Below are 23228 nucleotides of genomic sequence, written 5' to 3' on the forward strand. Positions count from 1 at the left end.
CGCCCCAACCGCCACCGCCGCCGCCGCCGCCCGGAGGAGGGAACAGGCATCCACTGAGCGCTGCCACCAGCGCGACGATACTCGCCGCCTTAAGAATACGAATCATGATAAAACCTCACGGGTCACAATATGAGGATGCCCTCCTCATTTCTCCGGCGATAGTAAGCGCCGCCTGAACCGCTCACAATGCAGAATAATCCGGTTAGCGGCGCTTTTTACTCGCCGTAACCGCGCTTAACGATTTCCTGTTAATTTCTGCGCACAACCCTGCCCTGGACACACGAGCTATTCGCTTTCACCAGATTTAATTGCCGCGATCCACCTCGCATTCCCTGGGATTTTCACTTTACAACAACATCGATTCGCGACAATGTGAGCGCATAACATTGATGAGGTTTTGACCATGTCCGATCGCAATCCGCTTTCTCTACAGCAGCTGGTATCTCTCCGTTACTGGGAGAACCCTGCCGTCACCCAGATCAACCGCTTACCCAGTCATCCTCCTTTCGCCAGCTGGCGCAACAGCGAATCCGCGCGACAGGATCTCCCCAGCCCATCGATCCAGTCGCTGAGCGGTGAGTGGAAATTTAGCTACTTTGACCGGCCGGAAGCGGTTCCGGATAGCTGGATCGCAGACGACCTCGATTCAGCCGATCGCGCCACCGTGCCGTCAAACTGGCAGCTTTCCGGTTACGATGCACCAATTTATACGAATGTGCAGTATCCAATCCCGGTCGATCCGCCGCGCGTTCCTGCGGAAAACCCGACAGGTTGTTACTCGCTCACATTCGATTGTTCTGCCGACTGGCTGCGAAGCGGACAAACGCGGATTATCTTCGACGGCGTGAACTCCGCCTTCTATCTGTGGTGCAACGGTACGTTTGTCGGTTATTCACAGGACAGCCGATTACCCGCCGAATTCGACCTCAGCGCCGTTCTGCAAAGTGGCGCAAACCGGATTGCGGTGATGGTGCTGCGCTGGTGCGACGGCAGCTATCTGGAAGATCAGGATATGTGGCGGATGAGCGGCATTTTCCGCGACGTCAGCCTGCTGCATAAGCCCTCGGTTCGCCTGCAGGATGTTCAGATCGAAACCCGCCTGAGCGCAGAGTTTCACAGCGCCGACTTGCGGGTGCTGGCGGTCTGCTCGGAGCAGGATGCACGCGACCACCAGGTTGAAGTTACGCTGTGGCAGCAGGATACGCTGATTGCAGAGCACCGCCAGGCATTGGGTAGTGCCGTTATTGATGAGCGCGGCAGCTATACTGACCGTACGCTCCTCAGTATCAATGTGCCACGGCCGCTGCTGTGGAGCGCGGAAACACCGCATCTTTACCGCGCGGTGGTTACGCTGCTTAATGCCAGCGGTAACCCTCTTGAAAGTGAAGCGTATGACGTCGGTTTCCGTCAGATCGCGGTAGAAGGCGGGCTGCTGAAGCTTAACGGCAAGCCACTGCTGATCCGCGGAACTAACCGCCATGAGCATCATCCGGATCGCGGGCAGGTGATGGATGAGGAAACAATGATCCGCGACATCACACTGATGAAGCAGCACAATTTCAATGCCGTACGCTGCTCGCACTATCCTAATCACGCCCTGTGGTATCGCCTGTGCGATCGCTTCGGCCTGTATGTGGTTGATGAAGCCAATATTGAAACCCACGGTATGCAGCCGATGAATCGCCTGTCTGACGATCCGCAGTGGTTCAATGCCTTCAGCGAGCGCGTCACGCGTATGGTGCAACGCGATCGCAACCACGCCTGCATTATTATCTGGTCACTCGGTAACGAATCCGGCCACGGCAGCACGCACGATGCGCTTTATCGCTGGATTAAAAGCCACGATCCGAGCCGTCCGGTGCAGTATGAAGGCGGCGGTGCCAATACCGCCGCCACCGATATCATCTGCCCGATGTATGCCCGAGTGGATCAGGATCAGCCGTTTGAAGCCGTACCAAAGTGGTCGCTGAAAAAGTGGATTGGCCTGCCGGAAGAGCAGCGCCCGCTGATCCTGTGTGAATATGCCCACGCAATGGGCAACAGCCTCGGCGGATTTGACCGCTACTGGGCGGCGTTCCGCCAGTTCCCACGCCTGCAGGGTGGATTCGTCTGGGACTGGGTCGATCAGAGCCTGACCCGCCATGAGGCGGACGGTAGCAGCTGGCAGGCCTACGGCGGCGACTTCGGCGATACGCCTAACGATCGCCAGTTCTGTATGAATGGCCTGGTCTTTGCCGATCGCACACCGCACCCTTCTCTGTTTGAGGCCCAGCGCGCCCAACAGTTCTTCCAGTTTGCCGTGGAGAGCTATGCCCCGCTGACACTGCGGATTACCAGTGAATATCTGTTCCGCAGCAGCGATAACGAAACGCTGCGCTGGTCTATTGAGCACGAGGGTCAGCGGATAGGTGGAGGAGAGCAGGCTCTTGACCTGGCCGCGGAACAAAGCATCAGTCTGGTACTGGGCGATCTGCCTGCACTGGCCGGAGAACTGTGGCTGCGGGTCGAAGTGATACAGCCAGCTGCCACGGCGTGGTCACCCGCCGGGCACCGCATGGCATGGGACGGCTGGCGCCTGCCGGCTGCGCTCTCGCTGCCGCGATCCCGGCAAAATCTTGAGCGCCCCCGGCTTACCGAAACCGCACAGCTGTTCGACGTGCAGCACGGTGAGCAGCGCTGGCAGTTCAGCCGCAGTAGCGGCGAGCTGACGCAGTGGCTTCGGCGCGATAAACCGCAGCTGCTCTCCCCGCTCTCCGATCTGTTTGTGCGTGCGCCTCTGGATAATGATATTGGCATTAGTGAGGTCACCCGCGTCGATCCCCGTGCATGGGTTGAACGCTGGCGGCGGGCCGGTTACAACCAGCTTGAGCCATTACTGATTAGCCTGCAGGCGGATGAACTGAGCCACGGTGTGCAGATCGCCAGTATCCACGCCTGGCAGGCCGCGGGGGAAACGCGCTTTATCAGCCGCAAACGCTATCTGTTCGACGGTGAAGGCAAACTGCGCATCGAGGTTGAGGTGGATATTGCCGCCGGGCAGCCGGAACCGGCACGTATCGGCCTGCGCTGTCAGCTGGCGGAAGTGGCAGAGCACGCCAGCTGGCTGGGACTGGGGCCGCACGAAAACTATCCCGATCGGCGGCTGGCCGCAGAGTTCAGCCGCTGGCAGCTACCGCTGGCAGAACTCAGCACCGCCTATGTCTTCCCGGGGGAGAACGGGCTGCGGGGCGGCACCCGCGAACTGGAATACGCCGGACTCAAGGCTGAGGGAGATTTCCACTTCTCACTGAGCCGCCACAGCGTAGAACAGCTCCGCGATACATCACATCGCCACCTGCTGCGTGATGAACCGGGATGCTGGCTGATCCTTGACGGTTATCATATGGGCATAGGCGGCGACGACTCCTGGAGCCCGAGCGTTAACCCTGACTTCCTGCTGTCTGCCCGGCAGTACCGTTATCAGCTAACGCTGTCACTGGCCTGACGTTACGCCGCCTGCGGGATTGCCACGCGGGCGGCGGTAAACCCAGATCAGCTGCACGGTGTTCACCAGCACCACAACGGCCGTTGCGGCGAATACCCAGCGGAACCCGCCGACGGCTGAAATACCCGAGCCCATCAGAGGCCCAACTACGTTGCCCAGATACATAAACGACTGGTTGTAGCCAAAAATTCTGCCGGTCACCCGGTCGCTGCAATAACGCAGCAGCAGGGTCTGTACGGCAGGCATCATCGCGCCGTCGGCAAAGCCCAACAGGAAACGCAGAATACCCAGCTCAAGGGCACTGTTGGCCCACGACATGCCGATAAACAGCAGGATGGATAAGATCAGAGACGCAAAAAGGATGCGCTGCGCGCCGATGCGGTCGCCGAGTTTCCCCAGCGAAGGTGCGGACAGTAGCGCAGAGACTCCGGGGATCGCCGCAACGACACCGCTAAGAAAAGCAATATTCTGCACGTTCGGTTCAAGTTCGCGCACAAACAGCGTCAGAATCGGACTGATCGACCCGTTGCACAGCTGAATAACCAGCGTGGTAAAAAACAGGCTGATGGTCAGCTTTGGCCACGGCAGGGTACGGAAAACCATGCTGCCGCTGAGATTGTCTTCTTTCTTGACCCGAATGACGCCGCTCTCTTTAATCAGGAACAGCGTGATCAGAAAGCTTATCAACAGCAATCCTGAGGTAATGATGAATACCGCCCGCAGCCCGATCCAGTCCGCCAGCAGTCCCCCCATCAACGGCCCCATAATCACCCCGCATATTTGCGCGGTGGATACCATGCTCATTGCCCAGCCGCTGCGTTCGCGCGGTACCTGTGCCGCCACCAGCGCCATCGCGTTGGGTATATATCCCGAAGTCAGCCCCATCAACGCACGCAGTACCAGCAGTTGCCAGACGTTAGTAACAAAAGCCTGGAGCAGGATCACCACGCCCATACCGAGCGAAGCACGCAGCAGCATCAGCTTGCGCCCCTTTCGATCGGCAAGGCTTCCCCACATCGGCGACACAATCGCTGAAACCAGGAAGGTGATACTGAAAATCAGCCCGGACCACAGCGTCAGCGATGCGGGATCGGTCACACCAAGCTGCTCAACGTAGAGGGGAAGAAACGGGATTATCTGACTGATCGCCAGCCCGGTAAACAGACAGCCAAACCAGACTGAGATTAGATTAACCTTCCAGGATTCCATCGGACTGCACTTGCGGCCTTATAGCAACATCACGAGCGACAAGTGTAACAACTGTCAGCAACGGAGTGAGGGCAAATAAGGTGATGGACATCACTTCAGAATTTTCTACTAACACCAGTGGTGCTTCAGGCCTGAAAACGCAAAAAACCCGCCGAAGCGGGTTTTTTAACTTTCATCATCTCAGGCGTTAAACGCAGAGCTGATGAAAAGAGTGACTATCTTACAGTGCAGTTACGTTAGCAGCTGCTGGGCCTTTCTGGCCGTTTTCGATAGTGAACTCTACTTTCTGACCTTCTTCCAGAGTTTTGAAACCGTTGTTCTGGATTGCAGAGAAGTGTACGAAAACGTCTTTGCTGCCGTCGGTTGGGGAGATGAAGCCGAAACCTTTCTCAGCGTTGAACCATTTTACCAAACCAGTCATTTTGTTAGACATGAGTCTTTCCTTCAATTATGTAGTAAGCCACGGGGGCACAAGGTTTTTCAACAGGGGATTACTATGAGGCACTCAAGAAGGAAGTCAGGAATAAGCTGTGTAACGCTTTAACTGCAGACTGCTTTACTAAAATTGCTCGCATACGTGGGTCTGTATCAAAACCAACGGACGCATTTACGCATAACACTGCTCCGGGTTCAAGAGAAATAAAAACAAAAAAACAAAAAAACAATCAAAGCCATGATTTAGATATCAATTTAACTGCCTGTATCACGCCAGTCATTTTGTCTTCTTATCTTCATTCTGCTTTTCATGTCTCAGGTCATTTTTTGTCAACGGGATAGATCAGGGTTAATGTAGGCTTCCTTTTCAGGTCGACGATTGTGCATGACAAATGACCCAGTCTGTATTCAATGAGGATATTACAGGATGCTTGAACTGATTAAGGCCGTGGGCCTTGGCCTGGTAGTACTGCTGCCCCTGGCAAACCCACTGACGACAGTCGCCCTGTTTTTGGGGCTGGCCGGCGACATGAACTATCAGGAGCGTAACAGGCAGTCGCTTCAGGCGTCTGTTTATGTGTTTATTATTATGGCCGTTGCCTACTACGCCGGTAACGTTGTCATGGATACCTTTGGCATTTCGATTCCCGGTTTGCGTATTGCCGGGGGATTGATCGTGGCGTTTATCGGTTTCCGCATGCTCTTCCCACAGCAGGAGGCCGGACATTCCATGGAAGCCGAGCACAAACTGGATGAGATGAGCGAGCGGAAAAGCGTCAATATCGCTTTTGTTCCGCTGGCCATGCCCAGCACCGCCGGACCGGGTACGATTGCGATGATTATCTCCACCGCCTCAACTATCCATAGCGGCACCCCCTTTGCCCCCTGGATTATTACCGTTGCACCCGTACTGACCTTTTTTGCCGTCAGTCTGATTCTGTGGGCCTGCTTGCGCAGCTCCGGGGCAATTATGCGTCTGGTGGGGAAAGGCGGTATTGAAGCCATCTCACGCCTGATGGGTTTCCTGCTGGTCTGCATGGGTGTGCAGTTTATGATCAACGGTACGATTGAAGTGATTACGACCTACCACGCAGGATAAACGCACTTTCCCTTCCGGGTGGGTTCCTCCGCCCGGAATATTTTTCAGGGTGCTTAGAAATATTTCTTTCTGTTACTGGCATTCCGGCACCGCACATCTACAGTTTACAGAATCTCCGGTCATCTTTTTCAGGTAGCGGGAGAGCATGTTTCTTGCCCTACTCTCTCGTATTCACAACAACATTATGATTCCACGGAAGCCGCTCCGCGCTTCAGTGGACGCGTCTGTGGAGGTTTATCATGGCTTATCACGTTCAGGGCGCAGGCCGCGCAATTACCGACTATTTTAACAGCCCGGCTTTCCAGGCTCCCAGAGAAAGCGAACTACTGGAAGCGATCATGATGGAGTTAATGCAAAACGGGAAACCGCTCAGCAATGACGCGATTATTTCCAGCGTCATCGCCCGACTGGAAGGAGAAGCCGATGAAGCCATACTCCAGGGATACCGTAACCTGCTGACGCAGATTTTCAACGGCAACAAATAAACAGGATACGCAGCCTCAAAACGCTGAGCCGCCGCTCTGTCTGTCTGTCACAAAAAAAACCCGCACACGGCGGGTTAAAGACGAGCATTGCATATCTGGAGTGACGAGGAAGTCACGTTGTGTGCAGCAAGATACTGCCATCAGCGCGTTGCAGGATGATGACAGCTCAAACCCGCCTGCCCGTGTGGGGAATATTCCCTATACGAATGTTTACACGGCAAACGATTGTTATTCGGCATAGCGTCATTAAGATATGCGCCGAAGGCAGGCTGGAGATGGCAGATGAATAACTGGTATAACGTTCTTATTAACCGCTTTAAAAAGGTCGGTCTTTACCTGCTATTACCTCTTCTATCCCTTATTCTGATCATCCGACTGGTCGATGGTATTCGGGCTCCGTACCTGCCCGCCGATTTCGCCAGCCAGTCGTTGCATACCATTGATGGCAGAGACCTGACGCTCGCGGAACTCAGCGAAAAAAAGCCGCTGCTGGTGTTGTTTTGGGACCGCTGGTGCGCGGCCTGTCACGACACCATCCCTTTGATGATCAAACTCAACGATAAACGCACCAACGTGCTCACCGTCGCCAGCATGTCGGGAGATGACATCAGCGTTGTACGCTATCTGAATGGGCATCATTTCAATCTGCCGGTGGTCAATGACCGTAACGGCAGCCTTGCCGCTCACTGGAAGGTCACCAGCAAACCTACACTACTTGTTGTCGCAAAGGGGGAAGTGGTCAGCACCAGCAGCGGCTGGACCAGCAACACCGGTGTACTGTTGCGCCTGTGGTGGGTAAGGAAATGGCAGTACTGACTGGCCTGTGCGGCCAGCCAGAATCGATCAACCGCAGTAGACTTTAATAATGTTGCCCTGCTGATCGCCTAAGAAGTTAATGCGATTCAGATTAAAGTCCATGGTCACGGCAGAATTGTAAGGGATCGCGCGCACCGGCTTCTCGAAGCGCAGCGTTTCCAGCCCGGTAAGCGGCTTACCAACATACTGCTGCAGTTCCGATGCGCCACAGCGATCCATTTCCGGGTCAACCGGCGCATTCGCCGCCGTTTTCTGGCCAGACGACTGGCAGCCTGCCAGCGCCATCAACGCCGCAACGAACGCTATTTTTCCATAGTATTTCACTGTTCCTGCTCCTCTTTTCGCGTAGATAATCGGCAAATTGAGTTAAAGATTAACAGATTAACGCCATAATGCGCAGGTAAAAGAACGGATGATTATCCGCCATCTTTAGCCTCCCTGCGCACGCATTGTTCATAAAATATCCAGATATTAGCTATAATTTTAGGAGTTTTCCCAAAGAGGAGATTCTTATGGAACTGGCAATTTTTGTCACCTTTGCCGTCATCATGACGCTGGTCGCGGTGAGAGTCCGCTAACATCCTCCCGGCCCCGGCGCAGTTTACCGGGGCAACCGATAGCACAATCTTAGCTTACCCGGTCACAGGCTTCTCCCCACGAAACTTAACCCGCTTTGTTATGACGTACCCCAAACTCGACACTGCTCGTAACAGTTGTTAACATCGAAAAAAACCTTCCGTGACAGGTTGTTGCCATGAATACCGCTCCCGACAGAGTGTCCCAAACCCTGCTCTGCGCCGGGATGTTGATTATCTGGTACGCCATTACCCTGCTGGTAAGATATCTACCTAACCATGCCATGCTGGTCAGCAGCGGCCTGCTGATGCCGGTGCTCTGCACGCTGGAATTTGCCGTTCTGATCCCGCTCTTCCGCTGGTACAGACGTCATTACGGCGATATTCACGTCGGAAAACTCTTCCCGCGCCAGGTGATGGTATTCAGCGTGCTGCTGATTCTGCTGCTGGTCAGCCAGGCCTTTTATATGCAGCGTGAGAGCTGGACGGGCGGGCAGTTTAGCGGTAATGCAACCAGCTCTATACTGTTCGCACTGGCCGTGGTTCTGCTGGCCCCGGTCTACGAAGAGATTCTGTTTCGCGGTTATTTAATGCAGGGATTTTTACTTTGGGCTCCGCGCCAGCGGGTTGCCTGTTCGGTGCTGACCTCCCTCGCCTTCGCCGCTATCCATACGCAGTATGCCCATCTGCAAACGCTGATCGCGCTGGTTGCCCTGTCGCTTCTGCTCTGTGCCGCGCGACTGGTCTCCGGCGGTTTGAAGTTACCTATTTTCCTGCATATGCTTAATAACCTGCTTGGCGTTGCCCCCTGGCTGTGGCTGACCTTCAGCCGCTAGCGTAATCGGTTGCATACAGGACAAGGTTATAACCTTTCGACTCCTCTTATAACTTTCGCGCATATCGATAGCGAATAATCTACTATTGCTCTTATCGGTTGTTCACTTACACTCGCGAAAAAAATGTAAGGCAAGGAAACGTCATGAAATTTACAGTCCCCTCAGTTATTGCACTGGCGCTGGCGGCATCCTTTGCCGCAACGGCGGCGACCCCCGCTGACACGCTGGTCATTGCGCAGTCTATCGATGATGCCAACAGTTTCGATCCGGCAGACGGTTTTGAACTGACCTCCGTGCAGGCATTTACCAACCTTTATCAGCGTCTGGTTCAGTCCGATCCGCAGAATCCGACCGATCTGAAGCCGACGCTGGCTACCGAGTGGAAGCCCGGCAGCGATAATCGCAGTATGACCTTCACCCTGCGTGATGGCGCGACCTTCTCTTCCGGCAACCCTTTACGCCCGGAAGACGTGATTTTCTCGCTCTCCCGCGTGATTAAGCTGAACCTCGATCCCTCCTTTATTCTGGCGCAACTGGGCTGGACCAAAGATAACGTCGACTCGCATCTTAAAAAAATCGACGATAAACACGTTCAGCTGAGCTGGACGGCGGATGTCAGCCCGACCTACGTGCTGAGTCTGCTGGCGGCTCCGGTTTCATCGATCGTTGATGAGAAAACCGTATCGGCCAATGTGCAAAACGGCGACTTCGGTAATAAGTGGCTGGCCCAGCACTCTGCGGGCAGCGGCCCTTATCAAATCCGCAAATACGTGCCGCATGAAGTGGTGCTGCTCAGCGCTAACCCAAGCTCTCCGGCCGGTGCGCCTAAGCTGAAAAACGTGCTGATTAAAAACGTACCGGAACCGGCCGCTCGCCGTCTGCTGCTGGAACAGGGCGACGCCGATATCGCGCGTAACCTGGGTGCCGATCAGATCGCCTCGCTGAAAGATAAAGCTGGCGTAAAAACCCTCGCGGTGCCGATGGCCTCGCTGTACTACGTGCAGTTCAATATCGACGCCAATCCGGTGCTGAAAAACCCGGCCCTGTGGGAAGCTTCACGCTATCTGTTCGACTATAAAGGCATCGCCAACGACCTGCTGAAAGGCCAGTTCCAGGTTCACCAGTCGTTCCTGCCGGAAGGCTTCCTCGGCGCGCTGAACGATAACCCGTTCACTTACGATCCGGAAAAAGCCAAAGCGATTCTGGCGAAAGCCGGTCTGAAAAACGTCAGCTTTAAGCTGTCGGTCAGCAACCAGCCGCCGTATCTGGATATTGCGCAAGCCCTACAGGCCAGCTTTGCGAAAGGCGGCGTGAAGGTCGAGGTGCTGCCAGGGATCAGCTCAGAAGTCGCGACCCGAGTGAAAGCGCATCAGTATGAAGCCACGCTGAACGCCTGGGGCGCAGACTACTTCGATCCGAATACCAACGCCGCCGCCTTTGCCTACAACCCGGAAGACGGCAGCAAAACGCTGGCGTGGCGCTCTAACTGGCATATCCCTGAGCTGAGCAAGCAGACGCTGGCCGCCACCGCCGAAAGCGATCCGGCGAAGCGCGTTGAGCTGTACCACAAAATGCAGCGTGAAATTCAGCAGAACTCACCGTACGTCGTCGGCCTGCAGGCGCGTAACCTTGTTGCCCTGCGCGATAACCTGAAAGGCTACGTTCAGGGGATCAACCCGGACATGGTTTACTACAGCCAGGTCAGTAAATAATGGCGGCACCTGCTGCTCAGGATCGTGTACCGCGTCAAAGCGGTACACGGCTGTTCTGGCGCCGCAGCAGCGGTGCCTTCAGCGTTGTGATTTCGCTGGTGGTGACGCTGCTTGGTCTGCTGGTGTTCACCTTCGGCTTATCTCATCTTTCCCCTGTCGATCCGGTGCTGCAGATCGCTGGCGATCACGCCAGCGAATCAACCTATGCACAGGTCAGGCGCGATCTTGGACTCGACCAGCCATTGCCGATGCAGTTCTGGCACTATCTGGAACACCTGGTACGTGGCGATCTCGGCATTTCCAGTATTACCAATCAGCCGGTAGCCAGCGATTTGCTGCGCACCTTCCCGGCCACCATTGAACTTGCAACCTGTGCGATGATCTTCGGCGCTATTTTCGGCATTTCTCTTGCGCTGCTGGCGGCGTGGAAGCCGGGTAGCCTGCTGGATAACGTCGCGCGGCTGATCTCCCTGCTGGGCTATTCAGTACCGGTGTTCTGGCTTGGATTACTGGGCCTGCTGCTGTTCTATGCGGTACTGCACTGGTCGGCAGGGCCGGGGCGGCTGGATGATATCTGGATTTACACCCTGGAACCGAAAACCGGGCTGGTGCTGATCGACAGCCTGCTCTCCGGCGACCCGGAAATGTTCCGCAACGCCATCGCCCACCTGTGGTTACCGGTGGTGGTGCTGGGGCTGCTGTCGATGGCGACCATTACCCGTCTGCTGCGCGCTGCGCTGCTGGAAGAGAACAGCAAAGAGTACGTGACGCTGGCGCGGGCAAAAGGTGCCAGCCGGGGACGCATCCTGCTGCTGCACATTTTCCCTAACGTGCGGGGAACACTGATTACCGTGCTGGCGCTCTCCTACGCCACGCTGCTGGAAGGCTCGGTGCTGACTGAAACCGTCTTTGCCTGGCCCGGCGTAGGGCGCTACATGACCACCGCGCTGTTCGCCTCCGATACGCCCGCGATCCTCGGCTCGACCCTGCTGATTGGCGGCTGCTTTATCGTCATCAACGCGCTGGCTGATGCGCTCACCTACCTGACCGACCCGAGGACACGATGACGCAGGCTCTTGATTCTGAAACGGTAAAACCGTTTAAAAAACGGCGAAATATCACCCTGACCATTGGCCTGACGCTGGTCGGGATACTGATTTTTGCCGCCCTGTTCGCACCGCTGCTGGCACCTTTCGATCCGAACGCGCAGGAAATGGCGGTGCGCCTGATGCCGCCTTCCGCCAGCCATTGGCTGGGCACCGACGGCTTTGGCCGCGATCTGCTCTCCCGCGTGATTTACGGTGCGCGCCCGACGCTGCTGCTGGTGTCACTGATTCTGGTGCTGACCATCCCGGTGGGGATGTTAATCGGCATCAGCGCCGGTTACCTCGGCGGCTGGAGCGAACGCGTGCTGATGCGCATTACCGATATTTTCCTTTCGCTGCCTAACCTGGTGATTGCACTGGCGCTGGTCGCGATGATGGGGCCAGGACTGATGAACGGTGCGCTGGCGCTGGCGCTGACCAGCTGGCCGCCGTTTGCCCGCCAGGCGCGCGCGGAAACCCTGGCACTGCGTCGCAGCGACTATCTGGCCGCCGCGCGAATGCAGGGTATTAACGGCCTGCGCCTGATGTTTGGTCATATTCTGCCGCTGTGCCTGCCGACCGCCGTTGTGCGCGCGGCCCTCAGCCTCGGTGGCATTATTCTTTCCGCCGCCGGCCTGGGCTTCCTCGGTATGGGCATTCAGCCACCTACCGCGGAGTGGGGATCGATGGTGGCCGAAGGCAGTAAAGTGATTTTCGACCAGTGGTGGGTCGCTGCCGTTCCCGGCGGTGCCATTCTGTTTGCCAGCCTGGCCTTTAACCTGACAGGCGACGGCCTGCGTGACCGACTGGATACCCGTAATGCTGACTAATGCTGATGCGCCGATTGTGGCGGATGGCCTGACGATTTCCGCCCCAGGCGGCGCGGCGCTGGTAAAAAATATCAGCTTTACCCTTGGCCGCGAGCGCGTGGCGCTGGTCGGTGAATCCGGCTCAGGTAAATCGCTGACCGCCCGCAGCCTGATGGGCCTGCTCTCCCCTTCCCTGCGCCTGCAGGCGCGCACGCTGAGTATCGCTGGTGAAAATGCACTGACCCTGAGCGAACGCCGCTGGAGTCAGCTGCGCGGCAGCCAGCTGGGCATGGTGATGCAGGACCCGAAGTACGCACTTAACCCGATGCGCACTATCGGCTGGCAGGTCGCGGAACCGCTCAAGCTGCACGGCCGTTTTAGCCGCAGCGACATTAAAGAGAAGGTCTGCGATATCCTCTCAGCAGTAGGGCTACCGCAGCCCGTACAGCTGATGCAACGCTATCCCCATCAGCTTTCTGGTGGGATGGGCCAGCGCGTGATGCTGGCGATGGCGCTGATTGCCGAACCGCGCTTCCTGATTGCCGATGAGCCGACCTCCGCGCTCGATCACGCGATGCGCGATCAGGTGCTGGGGCTGATCCGTCAACTGGTGGAAGATCGCAATATGGGCCTGCTGCTGATCAGCCACGATTTACAGCAGGTATCCGAACACTGCGAGCGAGTCATGGTGATGTATCAGGGCGATATTCTCGACACCCTGCCCGCCACTGATTTACCGCACGCCACGCATCCCTATACCCGAACGCTGTGGTCCTGTCGGCCAAATAAATCCACCCACGGTAAACCGCTACCTGTGCTGGATCGCGCCGCGCTGCTCGGGGGAGTTAAACATGATTGAGTTAAACCAGCTCAGCGTGGCTCACCGCCAGGGTTATGAGCTGCGTACCGTGGTGGAAGATGTCACCCTGTCGGTTAACGCCGGTGAGTGCTTCGGCCTGGTCGGCCCGTCCGGCTGCGGTAAATCCTCCCTGCTGTGGGTAATGGCCGGGCTGAATCCGCACTGGCAGGGCACAATGCGGCTGGCGGACCATCAGGCCGAGCCGGGTAAAGCTTTTACCGGCCAGCTGCGACGCGACGTGCAGATGGTGTTTCAGGACCCCTACGCCTCGCTGCATCCGCGCCACCGCCTGCGACGTACGCTGGCCGAGCCGCTGAAGCTGCTTAAGGCGGATAATATCAACGATCGCATCGACGACGGTTTTCGCCACGTTGGACTGGACCCGGCGATGGCCGATCGCTATCCGCATCAGCTCTCAGGCGGTCAGCGCCAGCGCGTGGCTATCGTCCGCGCGCTGCTGTTAGAGCCGAAGATACTGCTGCTGGACGAGCCGACCTCCGCGCTGGATATGTCGGTACAGGCGGAGATCCTCAACCTGCTTAATCAACTTAAGCAGCAGGATCATCTGACCATGGTGCTGGTGAGTCACGATCCCGATGTCATCGATCATATGTGCGATCGCGCGGTGCATATGGATAAAGGCAGGATCGTCGGCTAACCCGTTGATCCGTCAATTATCTTTATCAGCTAACCTTAGTCAGATCCGGCATTTCCGATCGCGCATGACGCGCCTATAGTCCTGATATATCCCACGATTTCAGGACACCATCATGCGAAAAATTGCTCCTCTGGCGCTGGCCTGCGCCCTGGTTTTCGGACACACGGTGCAGGCGGCAACGCCTGCCGATACGCTGATTGTCGCCATCTCGCTTGATGGCATTATCAGCTTCGATCCGGCAGAAAGCTTTGAAACGGTCAGCAACAGTAGCCTGATAAATGTTTATCAAACGCTGGTGACGCCGGACATCGACGATCCGCGCAAACTGGCCCCTTCACTGGCCACCGAATGGCAGGCGGGCAGCAGTGAGCACAGCCTGCTGTTTACGCTAAAGCCTGGCGCGAAGTTCGCCAGCGGCAATCCGGTGACCAGCCAGGACGTGATCTACTCGCTCACCCGCGCGGTGAAACTGAATAAAACCCCGGCGTTTATCCTCGCGGAGTTTGGCTGGACGCCGGAAAATATCGACACCCAGTTTACGCCGCACGGCGATAACCAGATTGAAATCCGCTGGACCACGCCAATCGGTCAGGATCTGGCTCTGCGCCTGCTGACCTCGCCGATCGCCTCGGTGGTGGACAGCAAGCTGGTACAGCAGCATGCACATGGCAATGACCTGGGTAACGGCTGGCTGCACACCCATTCCGCCGGCAGTGCCGCCTATACGATAAGCAATTATGTACCGCAGCAGGCGCTGGTGCTGGAACAGAATCCGTATGCACAAACCCCGCCGCACCTGAAGCGGGTGATCCTGAAGAGCGTCACCGACGCCGGTTCGCGGCGGCTGCTGCTGGAAAACGGCGATGTGGATGTGGCCTACGACCTTGGCGCCGATCAGTTCGCTACCCTCAAACAGCAGGGTAAGGTTAACATCGCCAGTTTCCCTTCCAGCCTGATTTATTATCTTGGCTTCAATACCCAGGACAAGCAGCAGCCCGCGCTGGGAAACCCGGCACTGTGGCAGGCCGCACGCTGGCTGGTGGACTACAAGTCGATTTCTGAACAGCTACTGAAAGGCCAGTATCAGGTTCATCAGACGTTTCTGCCCGCAGGCTTTGACGGCGCACTCACCAACGAACCGTTCCACTATGATGTGGAAAAAGCGAAATCCATTTTGGCGAAGGCAGGCATCAAATCGGGCACGCGCTTTGCTTTGACTATCGTCAATCAGCCGCCTTACAGCGATGTGGCACAGGCACTGCAGGCCAGCTTTGCGAAAGCGGATATTCATCTGGATATTCAACCGGTCGCGGAAGCCGAGCTGTGGAGCAAAATGCGCGGCCGCAACTTCCAGTCGATCTTTATTTACTGGGGCGCGGACTACGTGGATGCCAACAGCAACGCCAGCACCTTCGCCTATAACGTTCCCGGCGGGCCAAAAACCCTGGCCTGGCGCGTTGGCTGGACGATACCTGACCTGAGCGCACGTACGCGAGAAGCGGCCGCCGAAAGCGATGTGAAAAAGCGTACCGCACTGTATCAGCAGCTACAAACGGATATCCAGCAGAACTCACCGTACGTAGTGACGCTACAGGGACAGAAACAGGTTGGACTGGGCAAGCAGATTCAGGGGGCGTATCAGGGAATTGGCGTTAGCCTGCTCTACTTCGACCGCGTGAGTAAGAAAAGCTAGAACACGTAGAGAAATAGCGGGTATGGCGACTGCCCTACCCGCCAGGAGAATTGGCTACGCCACTCAGGAGATAGCAGAATCCGAGGAGTGCTTGTGCTTATCCGCTTCAAAGTGAGCCTTAAACTGCTCATAAATCGAGATCATATTGCTGGCATCACCCTGTAACGGACTGAGTTTACCGGCTCTGACCAGTTCAATAACCAACTGAAGGGCAGCCTGCTTCGGGCTGCTGGATGGATGTGCAATTTCGTTCGACATAAAAATCCCAACACAGTGAAAAGCGAACTTTAGCAAGTTTAGCCGCCTTTCGTTACCCTTTTTGCAGCCTGAAAGCCCGTATCCCCCACCTGACTGGTTCTGTTTCCCGCGACCGACAAACTTGTACAACAAAAATAAATCTGTACAGATTAAAAAAAAGCGTTAAAGTATTCCCCGTAACGTATTGTGCATTTGCATAGCCTCGGAAAGTGTAGTTGGATTTCCACTTTCCGAGGTAATTTTTCCCTCCTCTGATTATTCTTGGATCTAAAAAAAATTAATAATTGATCGAAAACAATGCCAATTCGCCATCGGTAGTCTAAATTTTAACCACCAATGACAGCTGAGAGGTGCAGAATGAAAAGACAGTCCGTAGCCTCATCCGTTATTCGAACCGTGGCCTATGACATGGAAAAACGGATTCTCGAGGTAGAAACGCTGAAGCATGGAACGCTGACCTACAATAACGTTCCCCTGACCACCTGGCACTTCTTTATGGCGGCCCCTTCTAAGGGACTCTTTTTTTACGAACAGATAAAGCAGCACTATCCGCAGCACTGATTTTTTATCCGGCGGGGTCAACATCGCCCGTCGGATAAGAGCGAATCCCCTGAATGCCAGTTTAGTGCTACCCGCAATGCAGCCTTTCTCACAGAAAATTTATTTAACCCCGCGTTTCATCTGTGCTGGCCGGCACAATGCGTTAAAATAGCGGCATCAATAGAGATTTACCTCAGGTTACATTCCGTTTCATAAGGACGTCAGATGCCCTCGCGCAACCGCTACCCGATTTTCCGCGCATACCTATCCGTGCTCTCAATCGTGTTCACTTTGGCATGCAGCCTTTTGCCGCTTAACAGCCGGGCGGAGCAGGTGACCGTTTCACTGAGCCAGGAGCAGGATGGGGGCAATGCGGGACGCGCCTGTATTTATGTTTACCAGGGCAAGGCGGAATATCGTCGAGTGAAAGCGGATGAAAGCTGCCCAACGGAGATTGTGGTAGAACGCGATAAGCACTAACTACGATGGGATTTAGCGGCGGCTGCAATGGCCGCCCGGTGGACACCGGGCGGGCCGCTGACTCCGGTGACAGTCGCACCGGTTGCAGGCAGTTTCAGTAACCTGCCTCCGCAAATTTTTGCGGCTGATTGATCGCCCGGCGGGCAATCCAGTACAGTAAAATACGTTCGTCATCTTTATCCTGGTCGGCCATAGATAACAGCTTTAGTCCAAGCGTTGCTTTATTGACGGGCTGTCCGGTAACGCTGAGGTCAACTACTGCTCTGCCGATGATGTTACATACTTCGTCTTCGTTAGAAACGGGTAAATCTGCTTCGCCGATCATTCTCTCCTCCTCGTTGGTTAAATATAAAGCATAGCGTATCTGCGCGCGTTGCCCACCAGAGTCAGAACAATCGTGATAAAGGGCACATCAGGGATGAAAATACGAATCGCATAATTGACTGGAATGTGCGGTAGCCTGTTGAAACCACTGGCGTGAGACAGGCCGCGAAGGCTATTGTGTGGCTTATCGCCTATACTCAAAGCGACCCCAATCTGCCAAAGGAGTGAGCAATGCTAATCGGCTTCGTATTACTCGTCAGCGCCTGCGGTCATGATGCCTGTGACGCACTACCGGTATCAGAGCATATCTATCCCACACGCACAGCATGTGAACAGATGGCAGAAAGGATCCACGAACGCCGCCCAAATGCGGTACTGCTTTGCGGAGAAGTTTACCGCTAACGCTAGCAAAGCAGCTGGCGACATTCATCGTCGCACCCAGCATCAGAAGGATGCCTGATGGCATCCTCACTCCGTCATTTTCCTGAAAAACCGCCCTGAATGTGCTTTTTCGCCTCAGAACAGCAGAGAGACCAGCCAGAAACCAGCAATCGTCATCAGCAACGATCCGATAACGTGGACCAGCACCGAGGTCAGCGCCCAAAGATAATTGCCGGCCTGTAGTAACGTGACGACTTCCAGCGAAAAAGTAGAAAACGTAGTCATGCCGCCGCATAATCCGGTGGTAATCAGCAGTTTCCATGCCGGGTCCAGCTGTGGATGGCGGATAAACCACGCCATTGCCGCCCCGATAATCAGCCCGCCTACCAGGTTAACCAGCAGCGTTCCGGGGGGCAGATTAGGAAACAGTGAATTCAACCGCACGGCAAGAAGCCAGCGGATCACACAGCCGGCGCAGCCGCCAATCATTACGGCCAGTAAAGGTTTAAGCATAAAATCCTCAGTACTATCGAGGCGGGATGCCAGCGGGCAGAAAACGCATAGCCTGACACACCGACCTCGTGTTAACGGTCAGGGTTATCAGGCGTCATCAGCCCCTTACGATCAGGGCGGTTGGGAAAGGTGGAACACCATCACCTTGTGAACCACAAGATAATCAGTCATCGCCGCTTTTGCAACAGCGAGCTGCCGCAGCCGGGCCTCCCCGGCTACTCAGGCTCCATCCAGGTGCTTTGAAAATCGAACCAGCCCAGGTTGTTCAGGCGTATTCCCTGTGCGTTCTCCGGTGCCTTTAGTCGCATCCAGTGATGGAACAGCGGCTGTAACCAGCCTGCGCCGACCACCTGCTGAACCAGCTGGCGTGATTCAAGAGTTCCATTGCGCCACTGCTGCTGCCAGCGTTGATACTGGCTGGGATCGCCGCCGGAGATATGCGGCTGCAGCAGCGGCATTCCCAGCAGCCAGGCCCCCACGTTCCACTGTTCCGGCGCGGGAAAATTCACCGTACCCAGCCACAGATCGACCTCGGCCTCGCCGCTTGCCCACTGCTGATAGTCCAGCTCGATCACTTCCAGCGCGATCCCTTCCGCCGCCAGATTTTTGCGCATCATCCCCGTCAGCATGGCGTATTCAGGATGCTGCCGATGGCAGGCCAGCCGCAGCACCGCGCCGTGCAGCGGATTTTCATCGGCGGAAAACGGTGAAAGGCAACCCCCCTCATCCATACAGTGAAACCAGGCGGGCAGCAGGCTGCCCGTTGGCACCCACAGCGGCCTGATCGACTCCACCAGCTGCGAGGCCAGCTGCCACGGACTGAGTATCTCCCGCAGCCAGCGCCGCCGTTCGGGAATTTGCCAGCGGCCAGAGCGGCTGTCGCACAGCAGGAAATATCCCCCCTGCTCCAGGAACATCTCCGCCAGCGGCTCAGAAGGCTTGCCGGTGAACTGTTCGGCCTCGCCGGAAACATAGGCGATATCGCTGATGCTGGAACTGAGCCACGCGGCAGGCTGACCGGCAGGAATAAACTGCTCGCTGGCCGCCGCGTGGGCGACATCCGGCCAGACGATCAGCTCCACTTCGTCCAGCAGTCCACGCAGGCCAAAGTAGTGCTCGAACGCCTGCATTTTCAGATGCCAGCGATCGTTTTCGATCACCCGGTAAGGGCCGGTGCCGATCGGATGTGCGGCAAAATCATCGCGCCGGGAATGATCGGCAGGCAGGATCAGCGCGGCAGGATCGGTTAGCAATAGCGGCAGCCGATCGTCGGCATAGTGCAGTTCAACGATCACGCTCAACGTACCCGCAGCCTCAACCCGTTTGATATGTGAAAACAGCGGCAGCGCCGCACTGCGGGTCAGCGAAGAAATCACGTCTTCACTGGTCATCTCACGCCCGTCGTGAAAACGCACGCCACGGCGGAGAAAAAAACGCCAGCGCAGCGCATCCAAACGACGCCAGCGATGGGCCAGATCGCACTCCACTTCGCCGCTCTGCGGGTTGATGCGTGTCAGACCACTAAAGATTTGCCGTACCAAATGGTTTTCCGAGCGCCTGAGCGGCGTGCCGGGATAGAGGTTCAGCATCTCGCGGTAATAAGGAATGCGTAAAGACTGATAGTCATCACTGATGCGATAACCGAGCCGAGTGCGCAGCAGGCTGGCAAGACGGCTTTTTTCCTCGCCCAATAGCTCAACAACGGCGGCAAGGTTCCCCGTTTCCAGTAACCGATCCGCTTTTTCTACTTTAAGCTGCTGCTCATCGCGCAGCAGCCGCAGCTGAGCCTGCCGGCCTCGCCCCGCCTCGGCCTGCCAGTTTACCCAGCCCTCATTCTGCATTTTTACCAGCAGCGCCCGCATATGGCGCTTGCTGCAGCACATCGCGTCCGCCAGCGCCTGCAGGGTTGTCTCGGCTTCACGAGCGGGAAACAGCGTCAGTAGTCGAAGGTAATGATGTTCCAGTCGTTGACCGTACATAAAAGAGGAGCCTTGAGCAAAAAAATCCAGCTGTTTTTAATCTCACCTTTTTAGTCCATTCTGCGCTGAACGGCAATCCCCCTTCATCGAGCACAGGACCGCATCCATGACCCGACAGCTGAACAAAGACACGACTGTATGTATGTCGCTGGCATCCCGCCCGGGAAATTTTGGCACCCGCTTCCATAACTTCCTCTATGACGCGCTGGATCTCAACTACCTGTATAAGGCCTTTACCACGACCGATCTACCCGCCGCTATTGGCGGTGTACGGGCGCTGGGCATTCGCGGCTGTGCGATTTCCATGCCGTTTAAAGAAGCGGTGATCGCCCTGGTGGACGAGCTGGACCCATCGGCGAAGGCTATCGACTCGGTGAATACCATTGTGAACACCGACGGTTACCTGAAAGCCTATAACACCGACTACATCGCCATCGCCAGCCTGCTGAAGCAGCACCAGGTCGATCGCGGGCTGACCTTTGCCCTGCGCGGCAGCGGCGGCATGGCCAAGGCCGTGGCGGCCGCGCTGAAGGATGCCGGGTTTAACCACGGCTATATTGTTGCCCGCAACGAGCAAAGCGGCAGGGAACTGGCGGCGCTGTACGGATTTGAATGGCGAGAAGATCTGGGCGAGCTCCAGCCGGGCCTGCTGATTAACGCTACGCCAACCGGCATGAGCGGTGGCGCTGAGTCGGAGTTGATGTCATTCACGCCGCGCCAGGTCGACGCGGCCGAAGTCATTTTTGAAGTGGTTGCGCTGCCGGAAATCACCCCGCTGGTGCGCTACGCGCGGGAGAAAGATAAAACCGTCATTACCGGCGCGGCGGTGTTTGCCATTCAGGCAGTGGAGCAGTTTGCGCTGTATACCGGCATCCGCCCCGACGACGCGCTGTTCAGGGAAGCCGCGGCCTGGTCCCGGCAATAACCTTCATCAGAGGCAGCCAGCCAGGGTACTCTGTCTGGCACTCGTTACGCGAATAGCCGGTCGGCCAGGGTACTTTATGCAGGCCGCCGGTCAGCAAAAGTGCTCTGCATACCATCAGCTATGCAGACCGCCGGTGGGCCAGGCTAAATACGCCCTTCGCTGCCGCAGATCCTGATTTTTTCCGCCACCACCTGCTTCATCGCCTGCTTACCCGGCTCCATATATTCGCGCGGATCGCTGGCACCGGGATGCGCGTTGAAGAAGGCCTTAACCGCGCCGGAGAAGGCGATTTTCAGCTCTGTAGCCACATTCACTTTGCAGATGCCGAGAGAAATGGAGCGCCTGAGCATCGCTTCCGGAATCCCTGAGGCACCGTGCAGCACCAGCGGAATATCCACCTGTTCGCGGATCTGCGCCAGCCGATCGAAATCCAGCTTTGGCTCCCCCTGATACAGCCCGTGCGCCGATCCGATCGCCACCGCCAGCGAGTCGATCCCGGTACGGCTGACGTACTCCTGCGCTTTGGCTGGATCGGTAAAAAAGCTGTCGCTTTCATCAACGATCATATCGTCTTCCTGACCGCCCAGCCGCCCCAGCTCGGCCTCCACGCTGACATCATAACGATGGCACAGACGCACCACCTCGCGGACTTTTTCAATATTCTGTGCAAAGGGATAATGCGAGGCATCGATCATCACCGATCGCACCCCGGCATGCACTTTGCGGCTGATATCGTTGAGATCTTCGTGATGATCGAGGTGCAGCGCGATCGGCAGATCGTACTTTTTCGCCGCCTGCTGGCAGATTGCGACAAGATACTCCAGTCCGGCGTAGTTCCAGGTGCCGGTGGTGCCCGCCATAATCACCGGCGAGCGCAGTTCCACCGCCGTTTCGGCAATCGCCTGCACGGTTTCCAGGTTATGAACGTTGAATGCCGGTACGGCATAGCCTTCGCGCTGCGCTTTAAGCAGCATCGTACGATTAGAAACCAGATACATTATGCCTGCTCCTTATCCGTGACTGAGAAATCGAGCATGATTTTCCCGCTCATTGGCTTGCCCGCCAGCGCGCTGACCGCCTGGGCGTAATCCTGCGGCGCGGCCTGGACCGCAATCAGCGATGAGAGGTCGATCGATCCCTGCTCAAACAACCGCACGGCCTGCTGCCACTCCACGCCGGGCCACTGACCCGAGTAATTCATCCAGCTGCCGAGAATTCGCAGCTCTTTACGCAGGATCAGACCGAAGGTGCTGCTGCTAAGCGGTAAATCACGATGCAGCGTGCCAATCAGGCCGATCTGCGCCTGCGGTCCGGCGATTTGGATACTCAGCTCCACGGTTTGCGGACTGCCGGCGGTTTCCAGAACCAGCTGATCGAAGCGCCTGAAGTCCATCGCGGTGCGGATTTCTGCGGCGGTCATCTCGGCACTGTTAAAGGTGTAGTCCGCGCCCAGTTTCTGCGACAGCGCCAGCCGCTCAGGATTGATATCAATCGCCGTGACCGAACGTGCTCCCAGCGCTTTCGCACACTGCATCGCCAGCAGGCCGATAGTGCCCGCGCCCACGATAATCACCTCTTTACCTTCACAGCCACCGGCCAGCTGTATGGTATGAAGGCTGACGGTCATCGGCTCAAAGAACGCCCCTTCGGTTGGCGTGGTGTGCTCCGGCAGCAGGAACAGATTGCTGCGCGGCACCACGATATATTCGCGATTGCCGCCGTCGCTGCGGGAGCCGATAAATCGGTAGTGGCGGCACTGGGACCAGAGCTGACGCTGGCACTCTTCACACTGAAAGCAGGGCTGAAGCGGCACGCAGGAAACCAGATTACCGGGCTGTAAATCGTTGACCGCACTGCCGGTCAGCTTTACCCGGCCGCAGAATTCGTGGCCGAGGGTAATCGGATAAAAATGTGCGCCGTTGTGAAAAATACGCGGGATATCGGAGCCGCACAGTCCCGAACTGATCACCTCAACCAGCACATCATCAGCGGCTTCAATCTGAGGCAACGGTCTTTCTTCAACCGTAACGCTGCCTCCGGCGTGGATCACGACAGATTTCATCAGAGAACTCC

At 56.5% G+C, this 23228-nt stretch carries 23 protein-coding genes and 1 riboswitch; of the genes, 14 read left to right on the plus strand and 9 right to left on the minus strand.

Annotation, left to right across the window (positions count from 1 at the left end; all coding sequences use genetic code 11):
* Positions 1–403: 403 nt before the first annotated feature.
* On the plus strand, positions 404–3484 hold the full coding sequence (locus tag IBT46_RS23185) for a beta-galactosidase (protein ID WP_200547575.1): 3081 nt from the start codon (positions 404–406) through the stop codon (positions 3482–3484).
* On the opposite strand, the gene IBT46_RS23190 is transcribed toward IBT46_RS23185, so the two are convergent.
* Positions 3473–4693 carry a multidrug efflux MFS transporter gene (locus IBT46_RS23190; protein ID WP_200547576.1) on the minus strand — a complete coding sequence of 407 codons (1221 nt, stop codon included), beginning with the start codon at positions 4691–4693 and terminating at the stop codon, positions 3473–3475. The two genes, IBT46_RS23185 and IBT46_RS23190, sit on opposite strands and share 12 nt — an antisense overlap.
* A gap of 220 nt (positions 4694–4913) precedes the next feature.
* Positions 4914–5126 (minus strand): RNA chaperone/antiterminator CspA, encoded by a 213-nt coding sequence (cspA, locus tag IBT46_RS23195; protein WP_105590741.1) that lies wholly within the window; start codon positions 5124–5126, stop codon positions 4914–4916.
* 429 nt (positions 5127–5555) lie between these two features.
* On the opposite strand from cspA, the gene IBT46_RS23200 reads away from it, so the two are divergent.
* The 3 genes from IBT46_RS23200 to IBT46_RS23210 all read left to right on the plus strand — a co-directional run bounded on the left by IBT46_RS23200 (position 5556) and on the right by IBT46_RS23210 (position 7528).
* Entirely contained in the window at positions 5556–6227 is a 672-nt protein-coding gene (locus tag IBT46_RS23200) for a MarC family NAAT transporter (RefSeq protein ID WP_200547577.1), read from the plus strand.
* 239 nt (positions 6228–6466) lie between these two features.
* Entirely contained in the window at positions 6467–6712 is a 246-nt protein-coding gene (locus IBT46_RS23205) for a biofilm development regulator YmgB/AriR family protein (RefSeq protein WP_200547578.1), read from the plus strand.
* Positions 6713–6994: 282 nt separating this feature from the next.
* Positions 6995–7528, plus strand: coding sequence for a redoxin domain-containing protein (locus IBT46_RS23210; RefSeq protein ID WP_234480259.1), 534 nt, complete (start codon positions 6995–6997; stop codon positions 7526–7528).
* Between the two features lie 27 nt (positions 7529–7555).
* On the opposite strand, the gene IBT46_RS23215 is transcribed toward IBT46_RS23210, so the two are convergent.
* Positions 7556–7852, minus strand: coding sequence for an I78 family peptidase inhibitor (locus IBT46_RS23215; protein WP_200547579.1), 297 nt, complete (start codon positions 7850–7852; stop codon positions 7556–7558).
* A gap of 430 nt (positions 7853–8282) precedes the next feature.
* Between IBT46_RS23215 and IBT46_RS23220 the strand changes: the two genes are divergently transcribed.
* The 7 genes from IBT46_RS23220 to IBT46_RS23250 all read left to right on the plus strand — a co-directional run bounded on the left by IBT46_RS23220 (position 8283) and on the right by IBT46_RS23250 (position 15755).
* Positions 8283–8939, plus strand: a complete 657-nt coding sequence (locus IBT46_RS23220) for a CPBP family intramembrane glutamic endopeptidase (RefSeq protein ID WP_200547580.1) — start codon at positions 8283–8285, stop codon at positions 8937–8939.
* A gap of 143 nt (positions 8940–9082) precedes the next feature.
* A complete protein-coding gene (locus IBT46_RS23225) occupies positions 9083–10651 on the plus strand; it encodes an ABC transporter substrate-binding protein (RefSeq protein WP_105590735.1) in 1569 nt (522 codons plus the stop codon).
* On the plus strand, positions 10651–11718 hold the full coding sequence (locus IBT46_RS23230; RefSeq protein ID WP_200547581.1) for an ABC transporter permease: 1068 nt from the start codon (positions 10651–10653) through the stop codon (positions 11716–11718). Before IBT46_RS23225 ends, IBT46_RS23230 begins: the two co-directional genes overlap by 1 nt.
* Positions 11715–12566, plus strand: a complete 852-nt coding sequence (locus IBT46_RS23235; protein WP_105590733.1) for an ABC transporter permease — start codon at positions 11715–11717, stop codon at positions 12564–12566. The genes IBT46_RS23230 and IBT46_RS23235 overlap by 4 nt, the downstream gene beginning before the upstream one ends.
* A complete protein-coding gene (locus IBT46_RS23240) occupies positions 12556–13404 on the plus strand; it encodes an ABC transporter ATP-binding protein (protein WP_200547582.1) in 849 nt (282 codons plus the stop codon). The genes IBT46_RS23235 and IBT46_RS23240 overlap by 11 nt, the downstream gene beginning before the upstream one ends.
* Positions 13397–14062 (plus strand): ABC transporter ATP-binding protein, encoded by a 666-nt coding sequence (locus tag IBT46_RS23245; RefSeq protein ID WP_200547583.1) that lies wholly within the window; start codon positions 13397–13399, stop codon positions 14060–14062. Before IBT46_RS23240 ends, IBT46_RS23245 begins: the two co-directional genes overlap by 8 nt.
* A gap of 112 nt (positions 14063–14174) precedes the next feature.
* Positions 14175–15755, plus strand: coding sequence for an ABC transporter substrate-binding protein (locus IBT46_RS23250; protein ID WP_200547584.1), 1581 nt, complete (start codon positions 14175–14177; stop codon positions 15753–15755).
* A gap of 63 nt (positions 15756–15818) precedes the next feature.
* Here IBT46_RS23250 and IBT46_RS23255 read toward each other — a convergent pair whose 3' ends face one another.
* Positions 15819–16013: a hypothetical protein gene (locus IBT46_RS23255; RefSeq protein ID WP_200547585.1), complete on the minus strand. Its 195-nt coding sequence runs from the start codon at positions 16011–16013 to the stop codon at positions 15819–15821.
* A gap of 357 nt (positions 16014–16370) precedes the next feature.
* On the opposite strand from IBT46_RS23255, the gene IBT46_RS23260 reads away from it, so the two are divergent.
* Both IBT46_RS23260 and IBT46_RS23265 read left to right on the plus strand, forming a co-directional pair.
* Positions 16371–16574, plus strand: a complete 204-nt coding sequence (locus IBT46_RS23260; RefSeq protein ID WP_200547586.1) for a KTSC domain-containing protein — start codon at positions 16371–16373, stop codon at positions 16572–16574.
* Positions 16575–16886: 312 nt separating this feature from the next.
* Positions 16887–17033 (plus strand): hypothetical protein, encoded by a 147-nt coding sequence (locus tag IBT46_RS23265; RefSeq protein ID WP_172606521.1) that lies wholly within the window; start codon positions 16887–16889, stop codon positions 17031–17033.
* A 94-nt stretch (positions 17034–17127) separates the two neighbouring features.
* Here IBT46_RS23265 and IBT46_RS23270 read toward each other — a convergent pair whose 3' ends face one another.
* The 3 genes from IBT46_RS23270 to sgrR form a co-directional block, all read right to left on the minus strand.
* Entirely contained in the window at positions 17128–17358 is a 231-nt protein-coding gene (locus IBT46_RS23270) for a hypothetical protein (RefSeq protein WP_105590725.1), read from the minus strand.
* Positions 17359–17873: 515 nt separating this feature from the next.
* Entirely contained in the window at positions 17874–18251 is a 378-nt protein-coding gene (gene crcB, locus IBT46_RS23275) for a fluoride efflux transporter CrcB (protein ID WP_105590724.1), read from the minus strand.
* 81 nt (positions 18252–18332) lie between these two features.
* Positions 18333–18405: riboswitch (Fluoride riboswitch) on the minus strand.
* 61 nt (positions 18406–18466) lie between these two features.
* Complete coding sequence (gene sgrR, locus IBT46_RS23280) at positions 18467–20230, minus strand: HTH-type transcriptional regulator SgrR (RefSeq protein ID WP_200547587.1); 1764 nt, start codon at positions 20228–20230, stop codon at positions 18467–18469.
* A gap of 106 nt (positions 20231–20336) precedes the next feature.
* Here sgrR and IBT46_RS23285 point away from each other — a divergent pair, with 106 nt between their 5' ends.
* Positions 20337–21155, plus strand: a complete 819-nt coding sequence (locus IBT46_RS23285) for a shikimate 5-dehydrogenase (protein ID WP_200547588.1) — start codon at positions 20337–20339, stop codon at positions 21153–21155.
* Between the two features lie 143 nt (positions 21156–21298).
* On the opposite strand, the gene IBT46_RS23290 is transcribed toward IBT46_RS23285, so the two are convergent.
* Entirely contained in the window at positions 21299–22153 is an 855-nt protein-coding gene (locus IBT46_RS23290; RefSeq protein ID WP_200547589.1) for a tagatose bisphosphate family class II aldolase, read from the minus strand.
* Positions 22153–23217, minus strand: a complete 1065-nt coding sequence (gene gatD / locus IBT46_RS23295; RefSeq protein WP_200547590.1) for a galactitol-1-phosphate 5-dehydrogenase — start codon at positions 23215–23217, stop codon at positions 22153–22155. Before gatD ends, IBT46_RS23290 begins: the two co-directional genes overlap by 1 nt.
* Positions 23218–23228: the final 11 nt, after the last annotated feature.

The sequence above is a fragment of the Erwinia sp. S38 genome, assembly GCF_016624545.1.
Lineage (GTDB): Bacteria > Pseudomonadota > Gammaproteobacteria > Enterobacterales > Enterobacteriaceae > Erwinia > Erwinia coffeiphila.

Coding starts and splice junctions, on each gene's coding strand:
- IBT46_RS23185 (WP_200547575.1), top strand. CDS start 404: ATGTCCGATCGCAATCCGCTTTCTCTACAGCAGCTGGTATCTCTCCGT.
- IBT46_RS23190 (WP_200547576.1), bottom strand. CDS start 4,693: ATGGAATCCTGGAAGGTTAATCTAATCTCAGTCTGGTTTGGCTGTCTG.
- cspA (WP_105590741.1), bottom strand. CDS start 5,126: ATGTCTAACAAAATGACTGGTTTGGTAAAATGGTTCAACGCTGAGAAA.
- IBT46_RS23200 (WP_200547577.1), top strand. CDS start 5,556: ATGCTTGAACTGATTAAGGCCGTGGGCCTTGGCCTGGTAGTACTGCTG.
- IBT46_RS23205 (WP_200547578.1), top strand. CDS start 6,467: ATGGCTTATCACGTTCAGGGCGCAGGCCGCGCAATTACCGACTATTTT.
- IBT46_RS23210 (WP_234480259.1), top strand. CDS start 6,995: ATGAATAACTGGTATAACGTTCTTATTAACCGCTTTAAAAAGGTCGGT.
- IBT46_RS23220 (WP_200547580.1), top strand. CDS start 8,283: ATGAATACCGCTCCCGACAGAGTGTCCCAAACCCTGCTCTGCGCCGGG.
- IBT46_RS23225 (WP_105590735.1), top strand. CDS start 9,083: ATGAAATTTACAGTCCCCTCAGTTATTGCACTGGCGCTGGCGGCATCC.
- IBT46_RS23230 (WP_200547581.1), top strand. CDS start 10,651: ATGGCGGCACCTGCTGCTCAGGATCGTGTACCGCGTCAAAGCGGTACA.
- IBT46_RS23235 (WP_105590733.1), top strand. CDS start 11,715: ATGACGCAGGCTCTTGATTCTGAAACGGTAAAACCGTTTAAAAAACGG.
- IBT46_RS23240 (WP_200547582.1), top strand. CDS start 12,556: ATGCTGACTAATGCTGATGCGCCGATTGTGGCGGATGGCCTGACGATT.
- IBT46_RS23245 (WP_200547583.1), top strand. CDS start 13,397: ATGATTGAGTTAAACCAGCTCAGCGTGGCTCACCGCCAGGGTTATGAG.
- IBT46_RS23250 (WP_200547584.1), top strand. CDS start 14,175: ATGCGAAAAATTGCTCCTCTGGCGCTGGCCTGCGCCCTGGTTTTCGGA.
- IBT46_RS23255 (WP_200547585.1), bottom strand. CDS start 16,013: ATGTCGAACGAAATTGCACATCCATCCAGCAGCCCGAAGCAGGCTGCC.
- IBT46_RS23260 (WP_200547586.1), top strand. CDS start 16,371: ATGAAAAGACAGTCCGTAGCCTCATCCGTTATTCGAACCGTGGCCTAT.
- IBT46_RS23270 (WP_105590725.1), bottom strand. CDS start 17,358: ATGATCGGCGAAGCAGATTTACCCGTTTCTAACGAAGACGAAGTATGT.
- crcB (WP_105590724.1), bottom strand. CDS start 18,251: ATGCTTAAACCTTTACTGGCCGTAATGATTGGCGGCTGCGCCGGCTGT.
- sgrR (WP_200547587.1), bottom strand. CDS start 20,230: ATGTACGGTCAACGACTGGAACATCATTACCTTCGACTACTGACGCTG.
- IBT46_RS23285 (WP_200547588.1), top strand. CDS start 20,337: ATGACCCGACAGCTGAACAAAGACACGACTGTATGTATGTCGCTGGCA.
- IBT46_RS23290 (WP_200547589.1), bottom strand. CDS start 22,153: ATGTATCTGGTTTCTAATCGTACGATGCTGCTTAAAGCGCAGCGCGAA.
- gatD (WP_200547590.1), bottom strand. CDS start 23,217: ATGAAATCTGTCGTGATCCACGCCGGAGGCAGCGTTACGGTTGAAGAA.